Annotated in this window: 16 protein-coding genes; 2 read left to right on the top strand and 14 right to left on the bottom strand. The window is 43.0% G+C overall.

Translation table 11 applies throughout. The annotated features are described in order from the left end of the window. Positions 1–6 precede the first annotated feature (6 nt). Positions 7–1,017: an ADP-ribosylglycohydrolase family protein gene (locus tag PR709_RS13515; RefSeq protein ID WP_014657179.1), complete on the bottom strand. Its 1,011-nt coding sequence runs from the start codon at positions 1,015–1,017 to the stop codon at positions 7–9. 171 nt (positions 1,018–1,188) lie between these two features. Here PR709_RS13515 and PR709_RS13510 point away from each other — a divergent pair, with 171 nt between their 5' ends. After that, the gene (locus PR709_RS13510) at positions 1,189–1,929 is read left to right on the top strand and encodes a GntR family transcriptional regulator (protein WP_014657178.1); all 741 of its coding nucleotides are present in this window, start codon (positions 1,189–1,191) and stop codon (positions 1,927–1,929) included. Between the two features lie 109 nt (positions 1,930–2,038). Beyond that, positions 2,039–2,467, top strand: coding sequence for a TOBE domain-containing protein (locus PR709_RS13505; protein WP_004924171.1), 429 nt, complete (start codon positions 2,039–2,041; stop codon positions 2,465–2,467). 52 nt (positions 2,468–2,519) lie between these two features. Here PR709_RS13505 and PR709_RS13500 read toward each other — a convergent pair whose 3' ends face one another. The 13 genes from PR709_RS13500 to fdxH all read right to left on the bottom strand — a co-directional run bounded on the left by PR709_RS13500 (position 2,520) and on the right by fdxH (position 20,135). Next, on the bottom strand, positions 2,520–4,178 hold the full coding sequence (locus PR709_RS13500; protein WP_154635316.1) for an LTA synthase family protein: 1,659 nt from the start codon (positions 4,176–4,178) through the stop codon (positions 2,520–2,522). A 91-nt stretch (positions 4,179–4,269) separates the two neighbouring features. Continuing rightward, entirely contained in the window at positions 4,270–6,138 is a 1,869-nt protein-coding gene (gene selB / locus PR709_RS13495; protein WP_036942457.1) for a selenocysteine-specific translation elongation factor, read from the bottom strand. After that, a complete protein-coding gene (selA, locus tag PR709_RS13490; RefSeq protein WP_004924163.1) occupies positions 6,135–7,526 on the bottom strand; it encodes an L-seryl-tRNA(Sec) selenium transferase in 1,392 nt (463 codons plus the stop codon). The genes selB and selA overlap by 4 nt, the downstream gene beginning before the upstream one ends. A gap of 22 nt (positions 7,527–7,548) precedes the next feature. Further along, the gene (gene fdhE / locus PR709_RS13485; RefSeq protein WP_014657174.1) at positions 7,549–8,484 is read right to left on the bottom strand and encodes a formate dehydrogenase accessory protein FdhE; all 936 of its coding nucleotides are present in this window, start codon (positions 8,482–8,484) and stop codon (positions 7,549–7,551) included. Positions 8,485–8,799: 315 nt separating this feature from the next. Beyond that, a complete protein-coding gene (locus PR709_RS13480) occupies positions 8,800–9,516 on the bottom strand; it encodes a YoaK family protein (RefSeq protein WP_014657173.1) in 717 nt (238 codons plus the stop codon). A 38-nt stretch (positions 9,517–9,554) separates the two neighbouring features. Continuing rightward, positions 9,555–10,274: a potassium channel family protein gene (locus PR709_RS13475; protein WP_040132612.1), complete on the bottom strand. Its 720-nt coding sequence runs from the start codon at positions 10,272–10,274 to the stop codon at positions 9,555–9,557. Between the two features lie 73 nt (positions 10,275–10,347). Beyond that, on the bottom strand, positions 10,348–12,081 hold the full coding sequence (locus PR709_RS13470) for a nitrilase-related carbon-nitrogen hydrolase (protein ID WP_272570935.1): 1,734 nt from the start codon (positions 12,079–12,081) through the stop codon (positions 10,348–10,350). Positions 12,082–12,350: 269 nt separating this feature from the next. Further along, entirely contained in the window at positions 12,351–13,607 is a 1,257-nt protein-coding gene (gene frc / locus PR709_RS13465; RefSeq protein WP_014657171.1) for a formyl-CoA transferase, read from the bottom strand. A gap of 63 nt (positions 13,608–13,670) precedes the next feature. Continuing rightward, positions 13,671–14,615 (bottom strand): transporter YfdV, encoded by a 945-nt coding sequence (yfdV, locus tag PR709_RS13460; protein WP_014657170.1) that lies wholly within the window; start codon positions 14,613–14,615, stop codon positions 13,671–13,673. Positions 14,616–14,723: 108 nt separating this feature from the next. Further along, a complete protein-coding gene (oxc, locus tag PR709_RS13455; protein ID WP_004924149.1) occupies positions 14,724–16,427 on the bottom strand; it encodes an oxalyl-CoA decarboxylase in 1,704 nt (567 codons plus the stop codon). A gap of 71 nt (positions 16,428–16,498) precedes the next feature. After that, the gene (gene frc, locus PR709_RS13450) at positions 16,499–17,749 is read right to left on the bottom strand and encodes a formyl-CoA transferase (RefSeq protein WP_014657168.1); all 1,251 of its coding nucleotides are present in this window, start codon (positions 17,747–17,749) and stop codon (positions 16,499–16,501) included. A gap of 794 nt (positions 17,750–18,543) precedes the next feature. After that, complete coding sequence (fdoI, locus tag PR709_RS13445; RefSeq protein ID WP_004924143.1) at positions 18,544–19,194, bottom strand: formate dehydrogenase cytochrome b556 subunit; 651 nt, start codon at positions 19,192–19,194, stop codon at positions 18,544–18,546. Then, entirely contained in the window at positions 19,191–20,135 is a 945-nt protein-coding gene (gene fdxH, locus PR709_RS13440) for a formate dehydrogenase subunit beta (RefSeq protein WP_014657167.1), read from the bottom strand. The genes fdoI and fdxH overlap by 4 nt, the downstream gene beginning before the upstream one ends. Positions 20,136–20,145 lie beyond the last annotated feature (10 nt).

The raw sequence follows: 20,145 nt of genomic DNA, 5'->3' as shown, positions 1-20,145 counted from the left end.
CTCTCCTTAATGACGTAAGGCGCTGAGTATTTTTGCGTAGGGATAAAAATCTATATTATTAGAATTGTTAATCATTGCAATCCATTCTTCAGGAAAAGATTGAATACCTGACAAAGCTCCCGAAATCGCTCCGGCCATAGCACCAATGGTGTCCGTGTCTCCCCCCAGGTTGGCACAATATTTCGCACACATGACAGGATCACCATTTGTTAGGTCAACTATGGCCAGAGCGCAGGGAATAGACTCTATCGTGTCCATACCGGCCCCGATAAAATCGTACAGCTCTTTAAGTGTTGTTTGAGGAGAGCATGTTTGCAACTCACTAGCCTTCTTAAAGGCCAATAAAATTCGTTGGCCTAAAGATGGACTAAACGTTGAGGCATATAACTGTTGCACCTCATCGGCGAGTAGTGGAAGTTCTTGTTTTATTTGAGGCCATGGAGTTTGCTCGATAGCTCGGCTAATTGCCCAAGCAATGACACAGGCACCTGCAATCGCAATGTCCGACTTATGTGTCGGGATACAAGCCGCTTCAACGGTTTTTATAAATTGATTGCGATCAGCAGTTGAAGCAATGCACCCTACAGGGGCTATCCGCATTGCCGCACCATTAGTGACACCATTTGACACAATATCGTTAATTGGAACGCCTGCTTGAATAGCTAATAGAGATTGCTTGGATGTTGGTCCAAAAATATTTTTATCAAAGGCATTAATGCGGTCTGCCCACGCTAAAATATTTTGTGCAACCACCTTCGGCTCTACCTGACCATTACAAGCGATAATCGCATCCATTAACGCAATTGCTTGATGAGTGTCATCCGTCACTTCACCAGCACGAAACCCAATCGCGGCAATATTTTCGTCTGGCCCTGGTAAAAAGTGATCTATCCAGCCGAAAAATTGTTGAACTTTGTCTTGGCGCCATAGTTCAGAAGGCATGCCCATGGCATCCCCTGTAGCCTGACCATATAAGCATCCAAGTATCGCCGCTTCAATGTTGGGTTTCAGGCCCATTTTTACTCCCAGTACTTTCCTTAACAACACTAATTATATTAGCAGCAATTAAGTCCAATACCAGTCCAATCAGTTAAAAAATAATGCCAATGTAAGTCCAATCGATGATATTATGCATATCCTGAACTCTGTTATAAACTTAATTTGTTGAAAGTTTTATGGAAAAATACAATGCAAGTACGCTTTCTTGAATGGATTAAGAATCAACTAGATGTGAATTCCACAATGCCTCTGTATCGCCAATTGCAACAAGCGATTGAATCCGCGATTGAGCACAAAATTGTGGATGCAGGCGATTATCTTCCAGCAGAGCGCTATCTTGCACAACAGTTAAATCTTTCTCGAGTGACAATCAGTAAAGCAATGCAATCTCTTGAAAAAAAGGGAGCCGTTGTTCGGCAGCAAGGGGTTGGTACTCAAGTCGCAAAATATCTAGGTTATTCGTTATCACATGAAAGTGGTTTTACCTCTCAAGTGATTAAAGCAGGTGGTACAGTCACCACACAGTGGTTATTGCGCACACTCACCGAAGCAACGGCCGATATTGCCGCAAAACTAGGTTTAGCTGTTGGTAGCCAAATCGCGCAATTAAGGCGTATCCGTATCGCAAATGGTCAGCCTGTTTCTTTTGAAAATAACTATATTCCTGCTCAATATCTTCCTGAACCGGAAAAACTGACCGACTCTCTCTATGCCCTATGGGGAAGCCAAGGTATCACTTTCAATCACGTGCAACATAAAGTGAAAGCGATCAGTTGCAATGAAGAGTATGCAAATTGGTTAAACACAACGGTAGGGGCTCCATTATTACAGGTGAAACAAACTAGCACCCTGCAAGGTGGCGTGATCATTGAGTACAGTGAAATCATCTGCCGTGGGGATATCTATGAGTTGGAGTTTAATTCACCATAACGCTTGGCGTGATCTTATCCACGAACACGATTGATAATTTAGATTACTTAAACATTTACCTTTATTCTAATTAATAGTCGTTTTTACTATTAAAGAGAGGGGGTAAATCATGCAGGTTTCTGCTCGTAACCAATTAATCGGTACAGTTAGTGAAATTAAAGAAGGTGCAGTTAACAACGAAGTGGTGCTCAGTTTAGGCAACGGAGAACAACTTACCACCGTCATTACCTGTGAAAGCTGCAAAACCTTGGGGTTAGAGGTAGGCAAAGAGGCGGTCGCTATTATTAAGGCCCCTTGGGTGGTACTCGCCACACCGGACTGTGGTTTGCAATTTTCAGCCCGTAATCAATTCAACGGTAAAATCAGCAATATTATTGAAGGCGCCGTCAACAGTACCGTTCTCCTCGTCACCGATAAAGGTGTTGAGCTAACCGCCGTGATCACCAATGAAAGTCTAAAAGAGATGGCGCTCACTAAAGGGGTCGATATCATCGCCTTAGTGAAAGCCTCTAGTGTGATCCTCGCGACTCGCCAGTGATTGCAGCGGAGATAAAAAATAGCGGAGCACAGCCCCGCTATTTTCCTACCCCTTATTCCTCGACGTTTTTATTCGCCGCCTGTAATGTGTGATAGATGTAGTGGTGATAACTCTCTAATAATTTTTTATCTTCACAGTCATCTAACTTGCCATCACACAAATGACGCATCTTAATATTCGCTTCATAGAACGGGGAAACATGTAAATTTGCACGCTCTAATATTATCCCTCCAAGGAAAGCAATATCGGTTAACGGACCCGTTTTAATCTGATTACCCGATTTCAAATTATCACGTAACGTAAATTGTGTGATAAAGGCGGGGTTAGAAAATTCAGATTGATATTGATTTAAGCTGATCCCCGGCTGGTGGTCACCAAAATATAAAAACATTAATGGACGTTCGCGCTTCGCCATAAATTCTACAAAATCGCGTATCGCGTTATCAGACGCGACGATTTTTTCCATATAATGGCTAAATTCACCAACGGAGTCTGCATTTTTTACCTTCCCTTTTAAGCCATAATCATCATGATGGCTCTCTTTATAAGGGCCATGCTCATACATGGTTAACGAGAAAATAAATACTGGTTTATCAGTCTCTTTTGCTAAGATTTCTTTGACATATTTCAGCATATCTTCAGTGCTGATCGTCCATAAGTTATCTTGTAATTTTCCTGGGTAACCCAACTCTTGAGGCTGAATAATTCTATCGACACCTAATGTTTGATAAGCATGGCCTGAATGGTAAGCACCACGGTTAAATGGCGTCAGAACGACGGTATAATAACCATTTGCCTTCATCTCTTTAAACAAGCTGTTATTTAGATGATCGACAATAAAGTAAAAGACACCACTTTTTTGCGAGCCAAAGTCATCACTGTTTAGCCCTGTTAAAGCGGCAAATTCAGACAACCAAGTTCCTCCCCCGAAAGTTTGCACTCGCATACGGCTATGCGCGATCAACTCGTTATCCTGTTGAAACATAAATAAATCGGGTAGTTTAGTGCCGTCTGGTAATTTATAGATGCTTGGATTAACAGTGGACTCTTGTAATAACAATAAGATATCCGGTTTTTCTGTTATATCAGATGCGGGTAATGATACCGTTGCCGCTTTTTGTATAAAATAATCAGATGAACCTTTAATTTGGGGGGAATGGTAATTTGAATTTTTCGCCGACATAACCAAGTTGGTAACGGTTCCTCTACCTTTAGGTAAGGTCTCCGTCCATTGGTTGTAATAATGGGAGGCCGCAAAGCTCGCGCCAAAATAGCCACCAACGCCAAGTAATATGCCGATTAATCGCCAAGAAAATGTTTTCGTTGGGCGTAATAGACGCCAACTAAGCACTGCATTAATGATTAACAAAATCAATAATCCGATCAATGCAACGCCAGCTAACCAATAATGCCCCAAGGTTCCCATATTTGACGTATCCGTCATGATATTAATATCGGAATAAAATAATTGCTCTTTATAATAGTGAACTTTGAGTTGGTTAAGGAATTTAATAATAATAAACAGCGTACTGGTAACAACGGCAGAGAATAACCATCTAGCTGAGACAAGATAGAGCACCCCAAAGATAACGGCATAAACACTTACCGAGATCAATCCGGGGTAAATCACACTCGTTTTCTCGAAGACTAGGAAAAGGGAAGCAATGAATATCAGTGTTAGATAAACGGCGGAAAATACTCTTTTCTTCATCGGGTTTACCACAAAATATGTAAGTATCGACGACCTCCAACAGATAAAGGCCGCCACAGACTGGCTATTTTAACTAATTTAGACGATAAATCTATTCAACAAAAATGCCTTTATCTCGTAAAAAGTGCCCATCGCCTTTGCGTCTAGTGAAGCCACTTCTATCGAAAAACTCAAGAATTTGAATCGCCAATTTCCGACCAATCCCTAATTCATTGCGAAAATCAGCGGCGCCTATTTCTCCTTTATGCGTACAGTAACGCAAAATAAGCTCGGCAAATTGCTTTATTTGATCACTACTGTAGTAGCGGTCACGGATAATCGCCGTCACTAGCCCCATTTGTGCCGCTTTTTTCATCGCACGTCGGACAGCGTCTTCATCATGATTGATTTCTTTAGCCAGATCACGGACCCACCATGCCTCGGCTCGAGGGAATAAAGGCGCTATTTGTTGCCAAATTTGTTGTTGTTCCGTATCAAAGACTAACCCATGTTGTGGCATGTGTAGCCAACCACGGGTCTGTTTAATACGCTCATCAGCAATCAACTCATTAATTAATTTAAAAACTAATGATTCACTTACTGTCGGTAATGCCATGCGTTTTAAGCGTGCTTTCCCAACCCCAATTTGGTCACTGTGCACTTCATGGAAATCTTCTAATGTTTGAACGAGCCGTTCTTTCGCCACTTGGGCTTTAAAAGCAGAAAGAGCCAAATCCCCTACGCGAACGAGTTCAACCTGTGATAATAGCTGTTCAAGGGCGGGCGGGGTTAATTGACGAGCCCAACTATAACGCTTTAAATCTAACTCACCATTAGGCAACTGTAATTTCAGATGGGTAAGTTCATCATTTGTCATACAGAGGCGAGTTAACCATTCAATGAATTCAGGTAATCTCTTACCTCGACGTGGAGAGGTAAGCCGGATCACTCTTGCTGACGCCAGTGTTTCTCGCGCACTAATATCACGAATGATGAGGCGGTCATTATCCACAAGCCACAACGGTGTATCGAGAATGAGTTCCGCGAGTAAGGGCGTCGAGCCAAGTTCGGTTAATAATGAGACTCGACCTGTAATATGGCTCGCACCATGGTATAAATGGACCGGCTGCCAATGTTTAATCACCGAATCACACTCTAATTCAACAATCACTCTTGTTGCCGCAGCGAAAGGCTTCTCTGATAGCAGCCAATCACCACGTGTAATAGCCGCTTTATCAATATCTCCTGCTAAATTGAGTGCAACCCGGTCACCCGCTTGAGCTAGCTCTGCTGGCTGATTTTGGCGGTGGATCCCCCGAATACGAACAGTGGTGTCAGCGCCCGTTAACCATAAAGTATCACCAAGCTGCACTTGCCCTGCTAAGGCTGTGCCTGTGACAACAATACCGGCCCCTTTGACATGGAATACACGGTCAATCGCTAAACGAAAACGTTGTTGACGATTTTGGTGATCGGCTCTTTGCTGGTGTAATTGTTGTAAGTAAGCCTGTAATTCCGCAATTCCGCGTCCATCATTGGCCGAGGTCACAAATATCGCAGCGTCAGGCCAACCTTGGTGCTGTAGCTCATTTTTCACTTGCAAAGAAATGTGTGCAATTCGCTCTGCATCAACTTTATCTGCTTTCGTCAAAATAGCTGTTATATTTTGGCAACCAGCTAAACGTAAAATCGCTAAATGCTCTCGCGTTTGCGCCATGACCCCATCATCACAAGCAACCACCAGCAAGGCATGGTTGATCCCGCCGACCCCCGCTAACATATTCCCTAAAAATTTTTCATGTCCGGGAACATCGATAAAACCGATTGAACTACCATCTTGTTGAGGCCAATAAGCATAGCCGAGGTCGATGGTCATACCCCGTTTTTTTTCTTCGGGTAAATGCGCCGTATTCACCCCAGTGACTGATTGAATTAGCGATGTTTTACCATGGTCAACATGGCCAGCAGTAGCAAAAATCATGACAACAATACCTGCAATAATCCATGTTCATCATCTAAGCAACGGAGATCTAGCCATAATTTGCCATCTTTTAATCGACCAATTACTGGTTGGTCGGTGTGACGCCAACGTGCCGTCAGTAAGGCCAACGTATTGCCCCGCCCATCAAATGGCGTAAACGTCACGGCATAACTCGGTAGCCTATCAATCGGTAATGAGCCGCTACCAATTTGGGATAAACAAGGCTCCATTTCTACGACAAATTTATCGCCATAGAAGGCTTGTAATGGAACGATCAAACGTTCAGCTCGCGCTTTGATTTCATCGGCACTACGTGTTAACCAGCGTAGTGTTGGAAGCTCCGTGACCAGTTTTTCGGGCGTTAAATAGAGTTTTAATGTAGCCTCTAATGCGGCTAACGTCATTTTATCAGCACGTAAGGCACGCTTAAGCGGGTGCTTTTGAATGGCTTCAATCCACTTTTTCTTCCCGAGAATAATCCCTGCTTGCGGCCCTCCCAGTAGCTTATCCCCAGAAATAGAAACAAGGTCAATCCCTTGAGCAAGGTACGTTTGCGGCATTGGCTCGGCAGGTAGTCCATAGGCGGTCATATCGATCATTGATCCGCTGCCTAAATCAATTGCGGTCGGCAACTGATGCTGTTGACCTAATTCCGCCAATTCAGCGCCTTCAACTTCCGCGGTAAACCCTTCAATACTGTAGTTGCTGGTGTGCACCTTCATCAATAACGCGGTTTGCTCATTAATAGCGCCCGCATAATCACGTAGGTGAGTCCGATTGGTTGTTCCTACTTCGACTAATTGGCAGCCTGCTTGTGCCATCACGTCCGGTACTCGGAAAGCACCGCCTATTTCAACTAATTCACCACGTGAAACAATAACTTGCTTGCCTTGAGCCACCGTCGCCAAAAGCAATAATACGGCAGCAGCATTATTATTCACAATGCAAGCATCTTCGGCGCCCGTGAGTTGGCATAGCAATTCAGCCAAAGCGCGATCACGATGCCCTCGCGTCGCGCCATCAAGAGAGTATTCCAAAGTCACAGGTGAGCTCATCACCTTATTAACGGCAGCAATCGCTGAAGAGGCCATCACCGCGCGACCAAGGTTGGTGTGCAGCACCGTTCCCGTCAGGTTAAATACGGGTTTTAATGCGCTTTCTTGTAAAGCACCATGGCGCCTAACCAACTCAGCAACCCAATCAGGATGCCAAGCGGGCAACTGACTATGTTGTCGGATATACTCGCGAGCTTGCTGTTGCATCTCTCGCAACTGCTCGGTTACCCAGTGGTGTCCTGACTCGATGACGAGGGTTTGCACCTCGTCAAGTTGGAGGAGTTTATCAACAGCAGGAAGCTGGCGGTATAGTTCGGCGGTGGAGTCTGCCATCGTGATTACTCTCTTTTAGTGACTATTTTTCACCGGGAAATAAAAATGGGTTAAGGCTACTACGGGCAAAGCCCTCTTCTTCCATCCGAGCATCTAGGATGATAGACGCCAGATCATCAGCAACGGCTTCGACTTTCGCATCTTTTTCTTGATAAAGAATTTTGAGATAACTACCGCAGTCACCACAACTTTCTGCTTTTACCGCAGCATTTTCATCATCAAGAGACCAATAGTGGAGATCACGGGTTTGTTCACAGTTACTGCATTTGACACGTACCATATGCCATTCTGTTTCACACAGGTTACAGTGCAAATAGCGTAGGCCTTGCGTTGTGCCAATTTGTACAATACTAGACACAGGCATGCTGTTACAAACGGGGCAGAAGTGGCGATGATCACCATGTTCAGCGCGCGCTTTTCCGGGAATTTGTGCTGCCATTTGTGCCCAATACACAGACAATGCCGCCCAAATAAACATGGATTTATCAGCGGGAACCTTCTCAAATTGCTCGTTAAGTAGCGCAGTCGCCATCTCTTCAAGCTCATTTTCAGACGCCTTATCGAGATTCTCTAATGCAGGGCGTACTGACTCTGGAACCACTGGTAATAATTCAGCAATAATCGCATTTAATAACTTATGCCAATGGGCTGTACGTGGGAATGTTTTCGCATCAAGAGGCGGATTATTGGTCGCCGTTGCGCGCTCTAATACCGCATTCATATCCATTTCTAAAGGATTATCATGCTGCGCATTGTTTTGTGCTGTTGCCACTTCCGCTGCAAAATTAAGATAATCTGCAAAAGGATGTTCATCCACACCCAGTGCTTTTAATCTTTCTGCGCGTCGTTGATACAGATTTTTTAAATTCGGGAATAGGACAGGCGGGATAAAACCAATACCTTTTTCTTTTAGTCTTTCTTGCCCTAATTCTTCTTTAGGGACGATACGAATACCCATCGCATTGCTCTCTTTCAAATTTTTAAAATGATAGCTCTAGGGGATTTCCCTAGAGCTATCTATCGTATTGTATGCTTATCAGCGGAAATTGCTGTTATCTATCGCTCAGGATAAAACAAAAGTCGCTCAGTAGCCACCTTGTTCCCTTTGTATCGTGCGTATCGCCTGCTTTTTATATCAGAGCGAAGCAATCTTTATACCGTTTCTTTAGATGAGGTGATGTGGGGAAGGAAATGATGATATTAAAGATAATGGGTGATTTCACTACGCCTGAATATCACCCATATCGCGTTATATTTGTTAAACGGACTCAGACTAATTTGAATCAATAGGTAAGCTACTGTCTTCTTTTGCGAAATGTCGCCCCATGGTAAAAATCAAACATAATGGGATTAGGGTAATTAATAATGCGTACTCTCTCGCATAGTCAGCTAACATTGCCATCATAAAAGCACCACCAGCAAAGCCAAATAAGGTTAAAAAGTAGCAATAACTTTTGTATAACGCCTCTTTGCGCTCTTGCCCTTTAAATGCCACGGATTCTGCTAATGAGCTAAAACCTAATTGTACGTTAAGTGTCACAGCAATATTGCCATATAACATGCCATTAATTTTATGGAACGCATTACCTTGCATACCCGCAATAAACGATAGCGCCCATACCGCGTGGAAACCACTTGCCTCCACTTTAAAAAAGTAAATATAAGCAATGAGCAGTAACAGCAGTATGATTTCTAAAGATAGCAGCGTAAATGTCCATGTTTTCTCATCGGTATTGTATTTATAACGTAATAACGCCAATAACATAGCACCTGCGCCAAACGAAAAAATTGCAATAACATAAGGAATTACCGCCGTAATACCGTGCTTAGCAAACTCATAGCCTAACATGATGATATTACCCGACTGAAAGGTAGCAAATGATTTGGTCGTAAAAAATGCATAGCCATCGAGCATACCTGATGTGATTGCCAATAAAAACGCGATGGTCGGCAATTGCATAAATGGAATTTTGGGTGTTGAAGTTGTCATTGTGATTAAACCTATCAATATATTGTTATTTTTAGCGATTACAGTGCATCTGGATTTTCTGAGGCTGCTTTTTTGGTTTGGCTTAAGCGACTGATCACTGAGGTAATATAAACGGTAAATATTGGAAATACCGTCATCCCTGTCGCTGCCAATACAGTGGTAATGACTTTTCCTGCGGTTGTCACAGGAATGATATTCGAGCCCAATGTCGTTACCGTCATTGCCGCCCACCAGATCGCATCACCATAATTTTTAACTTCAGCGTTATTGCCTCGTTCAAAAATAAAAAAGATCAAACTGATAAAATACACTGTTGAAAAAAGTAGAATAATATAAGAGAGAAAGAGTGCCGTGGTGTTTCGTTTTACAACCATCATCATGAGCATCACAAAAGCAGCTCCGCCACGAAATAAAGGAATAAAACGAATTAAATAAATTTGTTCTTCCGTAAATTGAATCGATGTGTAATCTAAAATGGTCAAATACGGAATCGAAAGAAAAATAATAATAAAATATTTAGCGATAAACTTTTTTCTATTTTTCGATAGAAATAAAAAAATGAAAAAATCGATCGTAAAATAAATACAAATCCAAAATTGAATATCGAAATAAATCGAATGCGCCAAAAATGGATCATGCCGAAATGTCTCTAGAGAAATACTTGCAATCAAAAATAGCGAAGCCACAACACCGAGAAAATGCAGTGTTTTGATCAGGGTTTGCTTGCTATAGAGCGTTTGAGGTGCTGTTATGTTCATTTTATCTTTATCATCAAATAGGTAGGTAACCTATTCGATTACCTACCTAACAACATGAATATAGGTAAAGGGTTTAAGACACAAGCGGCGTGAACCAAATCGCCTGTTGCCCACTGATCAGGCGTTCCTGATTGATCCACGTAAACGGTGCTGGTACTTGCGCTTGTAGCCTAACATCAGATGCACCACGCTCTGCGGTCAGAGTCGGTGTTAATACGACTGGCTCAGGCCCATAAATTGCCGCTGAGGTGAAGTCTCGTTCTTGACGCCCCCCACACACAACCCATAGTTGGTTTAGCGTCGCTATTGCATAAGGGATAAAGTCGGCTCGTCCTGTTGGTGGATTCTCCACCGAATAGAGATGGCTTTCGATTTCAACACGTAAATCACTCGGCATTCCAGCAGGGGCCGCAATAATGTCGGCACGTAACGTGCTATAAAGTCCGCCAACTTCGAGCACTTCTAACTCATGTGCCGCCGCCAACGCAATGCGCCCAATCGGTGTAGCGGTAACACTCATGACGTTCCCAGCACTCGCCCAACCTTTATCACGCTCATTCAAGTGAGTAACACGGTATCGTGCTAAAATATCGCCCGTAGGACCCGCTAATACAACCGTGTGATAGAGTTTATCGACATCAATTTCAGGGTAACTCCCAACAACATAGCCTTTCCCATCAGCAGCTATTTTACTGAGCGCCTGCTCAAAGGTTCCCCCCTGCTTCTGCGCGTGAGACAACAGTACATTAGGGTCATTGGTGTACGGCAGTGCTGAAAACTCGGGTAGTACCAGCAACTCATTTTCACCCACTGTTGCCGAAGCCAAGTCAGAGGTGGATTTATCCCATTGAGCAGCAATGAATGTTGTTTGCGTTTTAGTGGTTGTCGCATTGATATCGGTCGGGCTGCGGTGAAAAGCCAGCGTAGGAAAATATAATTCAGGGCGACGTTTCGCCAGTATCGCTTCTCGCTGTTTATCCGCCTCATCAAGGTCGATAGTCGCACAGAAAATACCATTCAAACCCGGCTCTAATTCAAGTGGACTTAACACAGGAGATTGAGCCACTTTATGGCCTGAAGGCGCCCATATACTCGACCCACCATTATAGTAAAGCTGACCTTGTGTGATTGGATTTGTTTCAATGCCACTACGCGTAGCACAAATAACCCACATCCCATTAAATGCGCTCATATGCTGAACATGTGCAATGGTTGAGTGATCACCTAACATTTCTGCGGGCGTTGCATCAGGCATCATACGGTCCGATACTGAATGCCATCCCAAAATTTGGGCACCTTCTAATGCCGCTAAACGCGCATATTGCCAATAAGTATCATCATAGCAAATTAATAATGCTATACGCCCAATCGCGGTATCAAATGTTTTCACCCCCGTATTTCCCGGTGCAAAAACTTTTTGGTCTTGAGAGTTCAAACCAATTTTGCGATATTTACCAATAATCCCTTCCGGCCCCATTAAAACGGCTGAGTTATAAGCTAATCCGGTCTCGGTATCACGTTCTGCAATACCAACACTCATATACATCCCTGTACGCGCCAATATGGGTAAAATTGCCGCCGTTGTTTTTCCTGGGATAGTATCTAAATAAGGTGCTAATTCTGCTGAATCAGAAAATAAATAACCACTTACTGCCGTTTCGGGGAATACCGCATAATCAACGCCTTGTGCCGCCACTTTTTCCGCTGCTTCCGCGAGACGGCGAATATTCCCCTCTAAGTCGCCCCAAGCGGGAACAAAATCAACAGCAGCAACTTTACTGCTTTTTTTCACTGTTAAATGGTTCATGCTATTCGTCCTTATTTAATAACCACCGTTATTGTCAGAAGTCATATAAAGCAGCCCAACTATTGGCTAAACCAACAAATAACGAATATTCAAAAAATGGATGAGTGAAGCCGCCTCATCAATAATGATGAGGTAACAAACTTCTTAATTGATTTATTACGTTTATTTAATTAATGCGTAGCACTCTTATTTCGATATCATTAATCTCTATTATTTAGCCGCAGCCCAATTAATTTATTTAAATAATAAAATTAATTGGGCTGGATAATTTAAATAACTTTTTTCGTTTTCATTTCAGCTATTTGTTGTTCGCTATAGCCTAACTCTTTTAAAATTTCGCTATTATGTTCACCTAAAAGTGGTGCACTTTTTATTTCAGGCGTAAAAGCTGAAAATTTCATTGGGCAACCCACCGTCAAATAATGGCCTCTCAATGGTTGTTCTACTTCAACAATAGAGCCACTGTCACGCAAAGATGGGTCATACATAATCTCTTTCATACTCAAAACCGCCGAGCAAGGTACGCCGAACTGGTCAAAGTAATCTGTTAGCTCATGTTTATCTTTGTCTTTAGCAATCTCTTCAATAGCATCCCAAACATCTTGGATATGGCTGACCCGTGCTTCTGTGGTTGCAAAGGCAGGATCGGTTTTCCACTCAGGTTTACCTAATGCATCACAGGTATTGGCCCAGTTGTGATCTTGATTGATAAAATAGATATAGGCATTCGGGTCATGATCACTCCCTTTACATCGCAACATCGTTCCCGGTTGCCCTCCACCGCTGGCATTACCGCCACGCGGTACTGCATCACCAAATGAACCATTTGGATATTGAGGATACTCTTCTAAAAAACCGAGTTTTTCGAGGCGTTGCTGGTCACGCAATTTAACGCGGCATAGGTTAAGCACGGCATCTTGCATCGACATAGTGACACGTTGCCCTTTCCCCGTTTTCTCACGTTGCAGTAATGCCGCTAATAAACCAATTAATAGGTGCATACCAGTATTGCTATCGCCTAGTGCCGCTGAACTCACAACCGGTGGGCCATCAGGAAAACCCGTTGTTGATGCGGATCCCCCCGCGGCCTGCGCAACGTTTTCGTAGGCTTTCACATTCGCATAAGGGGAGTTTTCATTGAACCCTTTGATGGAGCCAAAAATCAGGCGTGGGTTTAGCTGTTGAATGACTTCCCAGGTAAACCCCATATGGTCAATCGCTCCCGGATGGAAATTTTCAACCAAAATATCCGCTTGGCGGATCAGCTTTTCCATCACCTCTTTGCCTTCAGGGGTTTTCGTGTTCAGCTCTAGCGAACGCTTATTACTATTGAGCATGGTAAAATACAATGCATCAACATCAGGAATATCTCTAAGCTGGTTACGGGTGACATCCCCAATACCCGGTCGCTCAATTTTTATTACATCTGCCCCGAACCAAGCCAACATCTGAGTACATGATGGGCCAGACTGTACCCCTGTAAAATCAAGAACACGAATGCCTTCAAGTGGAAGTGGAAAAGCCATAATCACTCCTTATTGTATGATGGATACGAGGCATCTATTTGATGCCTCACATTCATCTATTTATTATGCAACCAAACGCGCAACGTAGATCCACAACGGTGCTGCGATGATAAAACCAAGTACACTTACTGCGAGGGATGCTGTTCCCGTACGGGTATACAGGTTAAAACGGCTCGCGATAATAATTCCAGAGAAGGCAGGCGGTAATGCGCCGGCTAATACCATCATCTGTAGTTGCTCTGAGCTCATATTAAATGTCATACCAACTAGTAATAATAAGCCCGGCATCAATATTAATTTGAGTAAGGTGTTGTAGATAATTTCACCATCAAATTCGAATTTATTCGCGGCCAGTGTCAGGCCGGCTGCAAATACCGCGACACCGGAGTTAGCTTTGGCAATAAGGTCAAAGGTCGGGTCCCAAACATCAGGAATTTTAATACCGATTAATACCAAAACTGTCGCCAATACTGGTGACCAGACAACAGGCTCTTTGAATGCCGAAATAAGAGCATCCATACCGCCGCCGCCTTTTTTACCATCAGCATTGGAAGGGTTAAGTAAGAATAAGCCAATTGGGATAGTAATCGCATTCACGATAATCGAAATAATCGCCACAACTAAACCGGTTGATACGGTTTGCCCATAGATAGGATCCAAAACCGCAAAACCAAGGAAGCCAATGGTAGGAGAGCCAGCAATCAATGCACACACCGCGGCTTCACCACGACTATGTTTAAAAATGTACTTACAACTAAAGAAAGAAAAGAAAAAACAGACCAATAGCACGACAAACGAAATAATTGTTAGCTTAGTATCTGCAAAAATCATTTCACGGTTTGCACGCACAATGGAGACAAATAACGCGGCAGGCAAAGCATAGTTTAAAACCAGTTTATTAAATGCTTTTGCTTGGTCATTGGTAAATACGTTGCGTTTACCGCTAGCGTATCCCAGAACCATAATGATAATTATGGGCAATAAATCGCTCATAAATATCTTAAACATAAAATCAGCCATATGATTTTCACCTATTTTGGGCAAAAGCGTTCCTATGCCACTTAAAAAAATAAGTGGCACAGAAACCATTTAAATATTTATTTCATTGAAATAACGCTAGTTTTTCACAACAGATTTCGGATTTAAGTTACCAATATGGCCACTTTCTGTTCCTACTGCTGGATCAATAACCACATTAATCAATGTCGGTTTACCAGACTCAAGACCTGCTTTTAGCGCCTGTTGAATTTCATCTGGTGTCGTTGCGTTATAACCGATGCCGCCAAAAGCCTCGATCATCTTGTCATAACGCGCGCCTGCCATTAATACCGTTGGGCACGGGTCCTTATCGCCATGTAAATTGACGCCATCGCCACGGTAAATTCCCCCATTGTTAAAGATTAAAATGGTGACTGGCAGTTGATAACGGCAGATAGTTTCAATTTCCATACCACTAAAACCAAACGCACTATCTCCCTCAATAGCCACGACAGGCTTACCGCTAGTGACCGCTGCACCAATAGCATAACCCATACCAACCCCCATCACGCCCCAAGTACCACAGTCGAGACGTTTGCGAGGTTCATACATATCGATGATATTTCGTGCATTATCGAGGGTGTTAGCCCCTTCATTCACCACATAAACGTCTTTATGGTCGACTAACACATCGCGAATTGCGCGCAATGCATTGAAATAGTTCATCGGTGATGTATCGGTATTCAGCTTAGCGGCCATCTTCTCGCTATTTGCTTTCTTATGCTCATCAATCCCAGCCATCCAATCGCTCGGTGACTTCACTGGTGTGGTTTTTAACCCTTCAAGTAGTGCGGCAACACTTGAATAGATATCGCCGACAACAGGGGCTGTTATTGGACGATTGCTATCGATTTCAGATGGCTCAATATCTAATTGAATAAATTTCGTCTCTGGCGACCAGTGTTTGCCTTTTCCGTGATCTAATAGCCAGTTTAGGCGTGCCCCCATTAATACGACGACATCGGCATTAGAGAGTGCATGGGAACGTGCTGACGCGGCTGATTGTGGGTGATTATCTGGCAATAACCCTTTTGCCATCGACATAGGCAAGTAAGGGATACCTGTTGTTTCAATAAATTGACGAATATTTTCATCCGCTTGGGCATAGGCTGCCCCTTTACCTAAAATAATCAACGGACGCTTTGCCGATGCCAATAATTTAAGTGCTTTATCAACAGATTCAGGCGCAGGTAGTTGGCGTGGAGCAGGGTCTTCAACCGTAAAGATTGTTTTGTCTGCTGCATCTTTGTCCATAACCGCAGCCAATACTTCGGTTGTTAAGTCAAGATAGACGCCACCAGGACGACCAGAAACAGCAGCACGAATTGCGCGAGCCAGAGCAATACCAAGGTCTTCCGGTTTATTGACTCGGTAGGATGCTTTAACAAAGGGCTTAGCGGTATTCATTTGATCCAGCTCTTCATAATCGCCTTGTTGTAGGTCGATAATTGCTCTATCACTGGAGCCGCTGATTTGTATCATTGGAAAGCCATTGGTCGTCGCATTCGCTAATGCCACCATACCATTTAGAAACCCCGGTGCAGACACCGTTAAACAGATGCCGGGTTTTTGGGTTAAAAAGCCGCTGATTGCCGCAGCATTACCCGCAGATTGCTCATGACGAAAACCAATATAACGAATACCTTCAGCCTGTGCATGCCTAGCCATATCCGTCACAGGGATCCCCACAACACCATAAATTGTGTCAATGCCATTTTTTTTCAGTGCATCAACAATAATATGCATACCATCAGTCAAGTTTTGGGTTTGATCAGTCGACATGTCCACCTCATGAAATATGTAAAAAGAAAGTGTGGAGGGGGCTTATCAGCGGCCCCCCTCATTTATTCGCGTTAAATGGCTTTATTGGTGCGCATTGAGGCGATCTGCTCCGCGCTATAACCTAACTCAGTTAACACTTCCTCGGTATGCTCACCTAACAGTGGCGCACTCTTAATCTCAGGGGTGAATGATGAGAACTTCATTGGACAACCAACAGTGAGATAAGTCCCGCGTTTTGGTTGCTCAACTTCAACAATGCTGCCGCTATCGCGTAATGATTGGTCACGAGCAATCTCACGCATGCTCAATACAGGCGCACATGGCACACCATATTTGCTTAAATATTCAACGGCTTCATGTTTGTCTTTATCGGCTAAGAATTTTTCAATTTCAGCAAAAATATCGAAGATATGTGGTTGGCGCGCTTGTGGCGTGCTGTAGGCAGGGTCTTTCGCCCACTCTGGCTTGCCAATAGCAATACAAGTTTGCTCCCAATCTTGCTCTTGGATAGTAAAATAGATGTATGCGTTTGGATCCGTTTCCCAACCTTTACACTTCAAGATCCAACCCGGCTGGCCACCGCCACCAGCGTTGCCCCCACGAGGAACGGCATCACCGAATTTACCGTTTGGATACTGAGGATACTCTTCAAGATAGCCCACTTTTTCTAAACGCTGCTGGTCGCGCAACTTCACACGGCAAAGGTTTAATACGGCATCTTGCATCGACATTGTCACGCGTTGCCCTTTTCCGGTTTTTTCACGGTGTAACAAGGCGGCTAGTAGACCAATTAATAAGTGCATTCCCGTATTACTGTCGCCTAATGCTGCTGCACTGACTAATGGTGGGCCATCCCAAAAACCTGTGGTTGACGCCGCTCCACCCGCAGCTTGCGCAACGTTTTCATACGCTTTTACATCTGCATAAGGGGAGTTCTCATTGAACCCCTTGATAGAGCCAAAGATTAACCGTGGATTTAGCTCTTGAATATGTTCCCAAGTAAAGCCCATATGGTCGATAGCACCCGGATGGAAGTTTTCAACTAATACATCCGCTTGCTTAATCAGGCGTTCCATGACCTCTTTGCCTTCCGGCGTTTTGGTATTCAGTTCAACAGAACGCTTATTACTGTTGAGCATGGTAAAATAAAGCGCATCGACATCAGGAATATCTCTTAACTGATTGCGCGTCACATCACCGACGCCTGGGCGTTCAATTTTAATTACGTCAGCACCAAACCACGCTAACATTTGGGTACAAGATGGCCCTGACTGTACACCGGTGAAATCGAGTACTTTGATACCTTGTAAAGGAAGATCCATGAATTACCTCATTATTTAGCTGTCGTAAATGGAATTGAATATTTATTTAGCTGTGGTGAAAGTCATTTCAAAAAATAAAGATTTTATTTAGATGGATTTTATTAATAAATAATGATTTACACCGTTATAATAAATATTTCACTTAATGTCTAGACGACAGAAATAATGTGTTTTAATAGCTCAATTATCCTTTCCTATTAATGATTAACAGTTATTAATACCCTATTCTTTCAATAATAGAACAAACCTCTATCTATATATACCAAAATAAACAATATGGATTATTATAATAAGACATTATTACATCTTATTTAGAGAATCCTATTTGGTTGACTAAAAATCAATAACATAATTGGATGTTCTTAAACAAACATTCACAAACAACAAATTACATTTAAAATCAACTAATTAACCGCGTTACTGTTTTATTGGATTAAATAAAATTCAACAATAAGTTAATTATTATTGAATAATATTCAATTATTATTTATTTGATCTACTCCTTAATCAGGTGAATAAAACAACTCATAAAAAGAAGGTGATTAATAATGATCTTTATCGGTACGTCATATTTGTTTTATTAAAATAGAATCGGTTATGTATTTTTCTATATTATGATAATAGAGAAAAAAGTTATTACACTCATTATGTTTATTCTTAAAATTAATCAAAGCGCACACTTTATATGAATATAAAAAGAAAGTGTTCCATTTTTTAATCCTCTTTTTATGAAAAAACCCACAAACAATATTCTTGTTTGTGGGTTTATTATCAGAACTCAACAATTGAAAGGTTTAATTTTTCTCTTGTTGCTGCTGTTTCTCTTTTTCGACGATTTCACGGTACCAACGCGGGTGATGCTTTTTCGCCCAACCACGGGTTACCCAACCTTCCACCATCGCACGCACAGAGCCTTTCACCCAGATTGCGGCATAAGCGTGCACGATAATCATAATGATCAGAGCTATCGCTGAAATGGAGTGCACGATAATCGCTGCACGATAAATTGGGATTGAGAAAAAGTCTGCAAAGTAAGGACGCCACATAATCACGCCACTTACAGCCAGTAGCACTAAGCAGATAGAGACAACCCAATATACCCCTTTTTGACCAAGGTTATATTGACCAACATCCCCAGCTTCTTCGTTTTTCAATACCTTACCGATATTTTTCGCCCACTTAATATCTTCTTTGTTGATAAAGTTGTGGTGAAAATAACGGAAAAACATAAAGACGAACAGCAGGAACATCGCGGTACCAACAAAAGGATGCAGGATCCTAGCGAGTTGTGATGTGCCAAAAATGTTCATGAACCAGTTCAGTGATGGGAAGAAAAACCCCAATCCACTGATAGCAGTGAACAAGAAGCAAATCACAACCGCCCAGTGATTGATCCTCTCAATCGGCTTATGGCGAATAATTTTTTCATTATCCTGCGGCATCATTTTTGATCCTCCCCTTCAACTGACTTTGAAGTCTCAGAAGATTTTGAGTCCTGAATATCTTTCAGAGCCTCTTCTTCTTCTTTCTTGGAGACGCGGTTCGGACCAATACCCACATAGTGGAAGATGGCCGCCGCAAAGGTCGCAGCAAAACCAACCGCTGCTAACGGCTTCCAGATACCTTTCCAGAAAGTGACTGTTGGACTGATTGTCGGGTTGTCCGGTAAACCATGATACAACTGAGGTTTATCAGCGTGATGCAAAACATACATTACGTGTGTACCACCAACACCTTCTGGATCATAAAGACCCGCGTTGTTGTAACCACGTGTTTTCAGTTCAGCCACACGGTCGCCTGCCAGCGCCGTCATATCCTCTTTGCTACCAAAATGAATAGCGCCAGTAGGACAGGTTTTCACGCAAGCAGGCTCTTGTCCAACTTCAACGCGGTCGACACAGAGCGTACATTTGTATGCACGGTTATCTTCTTTGTTGATGCGTGGAATGTTGAACGGACACCCCGCAATACAATAGCCACACCCAATACAGTGCTCAGATTGGAAGTCAACAATACCGTTTTTATACTGAACGATCGCACCTTCTGACGGACAAGCTTTCAAACAGCCTGGGTCATAGCAGTGCATGCAGCCATCTTTACGGATCAGCCACTCGAACTTGCCATTTTCTTCCACTTCAGAAAAGCGCATAACGGTCCATGACTTCGCGGTCAAATCCGTTGGGTTATCATATACCCCAACGTTAGTGCCGATTTTGTCACGAATATCGTTCCACTCTGAACATGCTACCTGACAAGCCTTACAGCCAATACAGGTAGTCACGTCAATCAGCTTCGCCACTTCTTCCTTAAAGTCCCTCACTTGTGCGGGGGGCGTCAGGGAATTGGTGGCGGAGCGACGAATAATGTCTTGTGATTGCATTGACATAATTTATCTC

This window comes from Providencia sp. PROV267 (assembly GCF_028477825.1).
Lineage (GTDB): Bacteria > Pseudomonadota > Gammaproteobacteria > Enterobacterales > Enterobacteriaceae > Providencia > Providencia stuartii.
The sequence above is the reverse complement of the archived record's forward strand: the minus strand, read 5'-3'. Positions and strand labels throughout refer to the sequence as shown.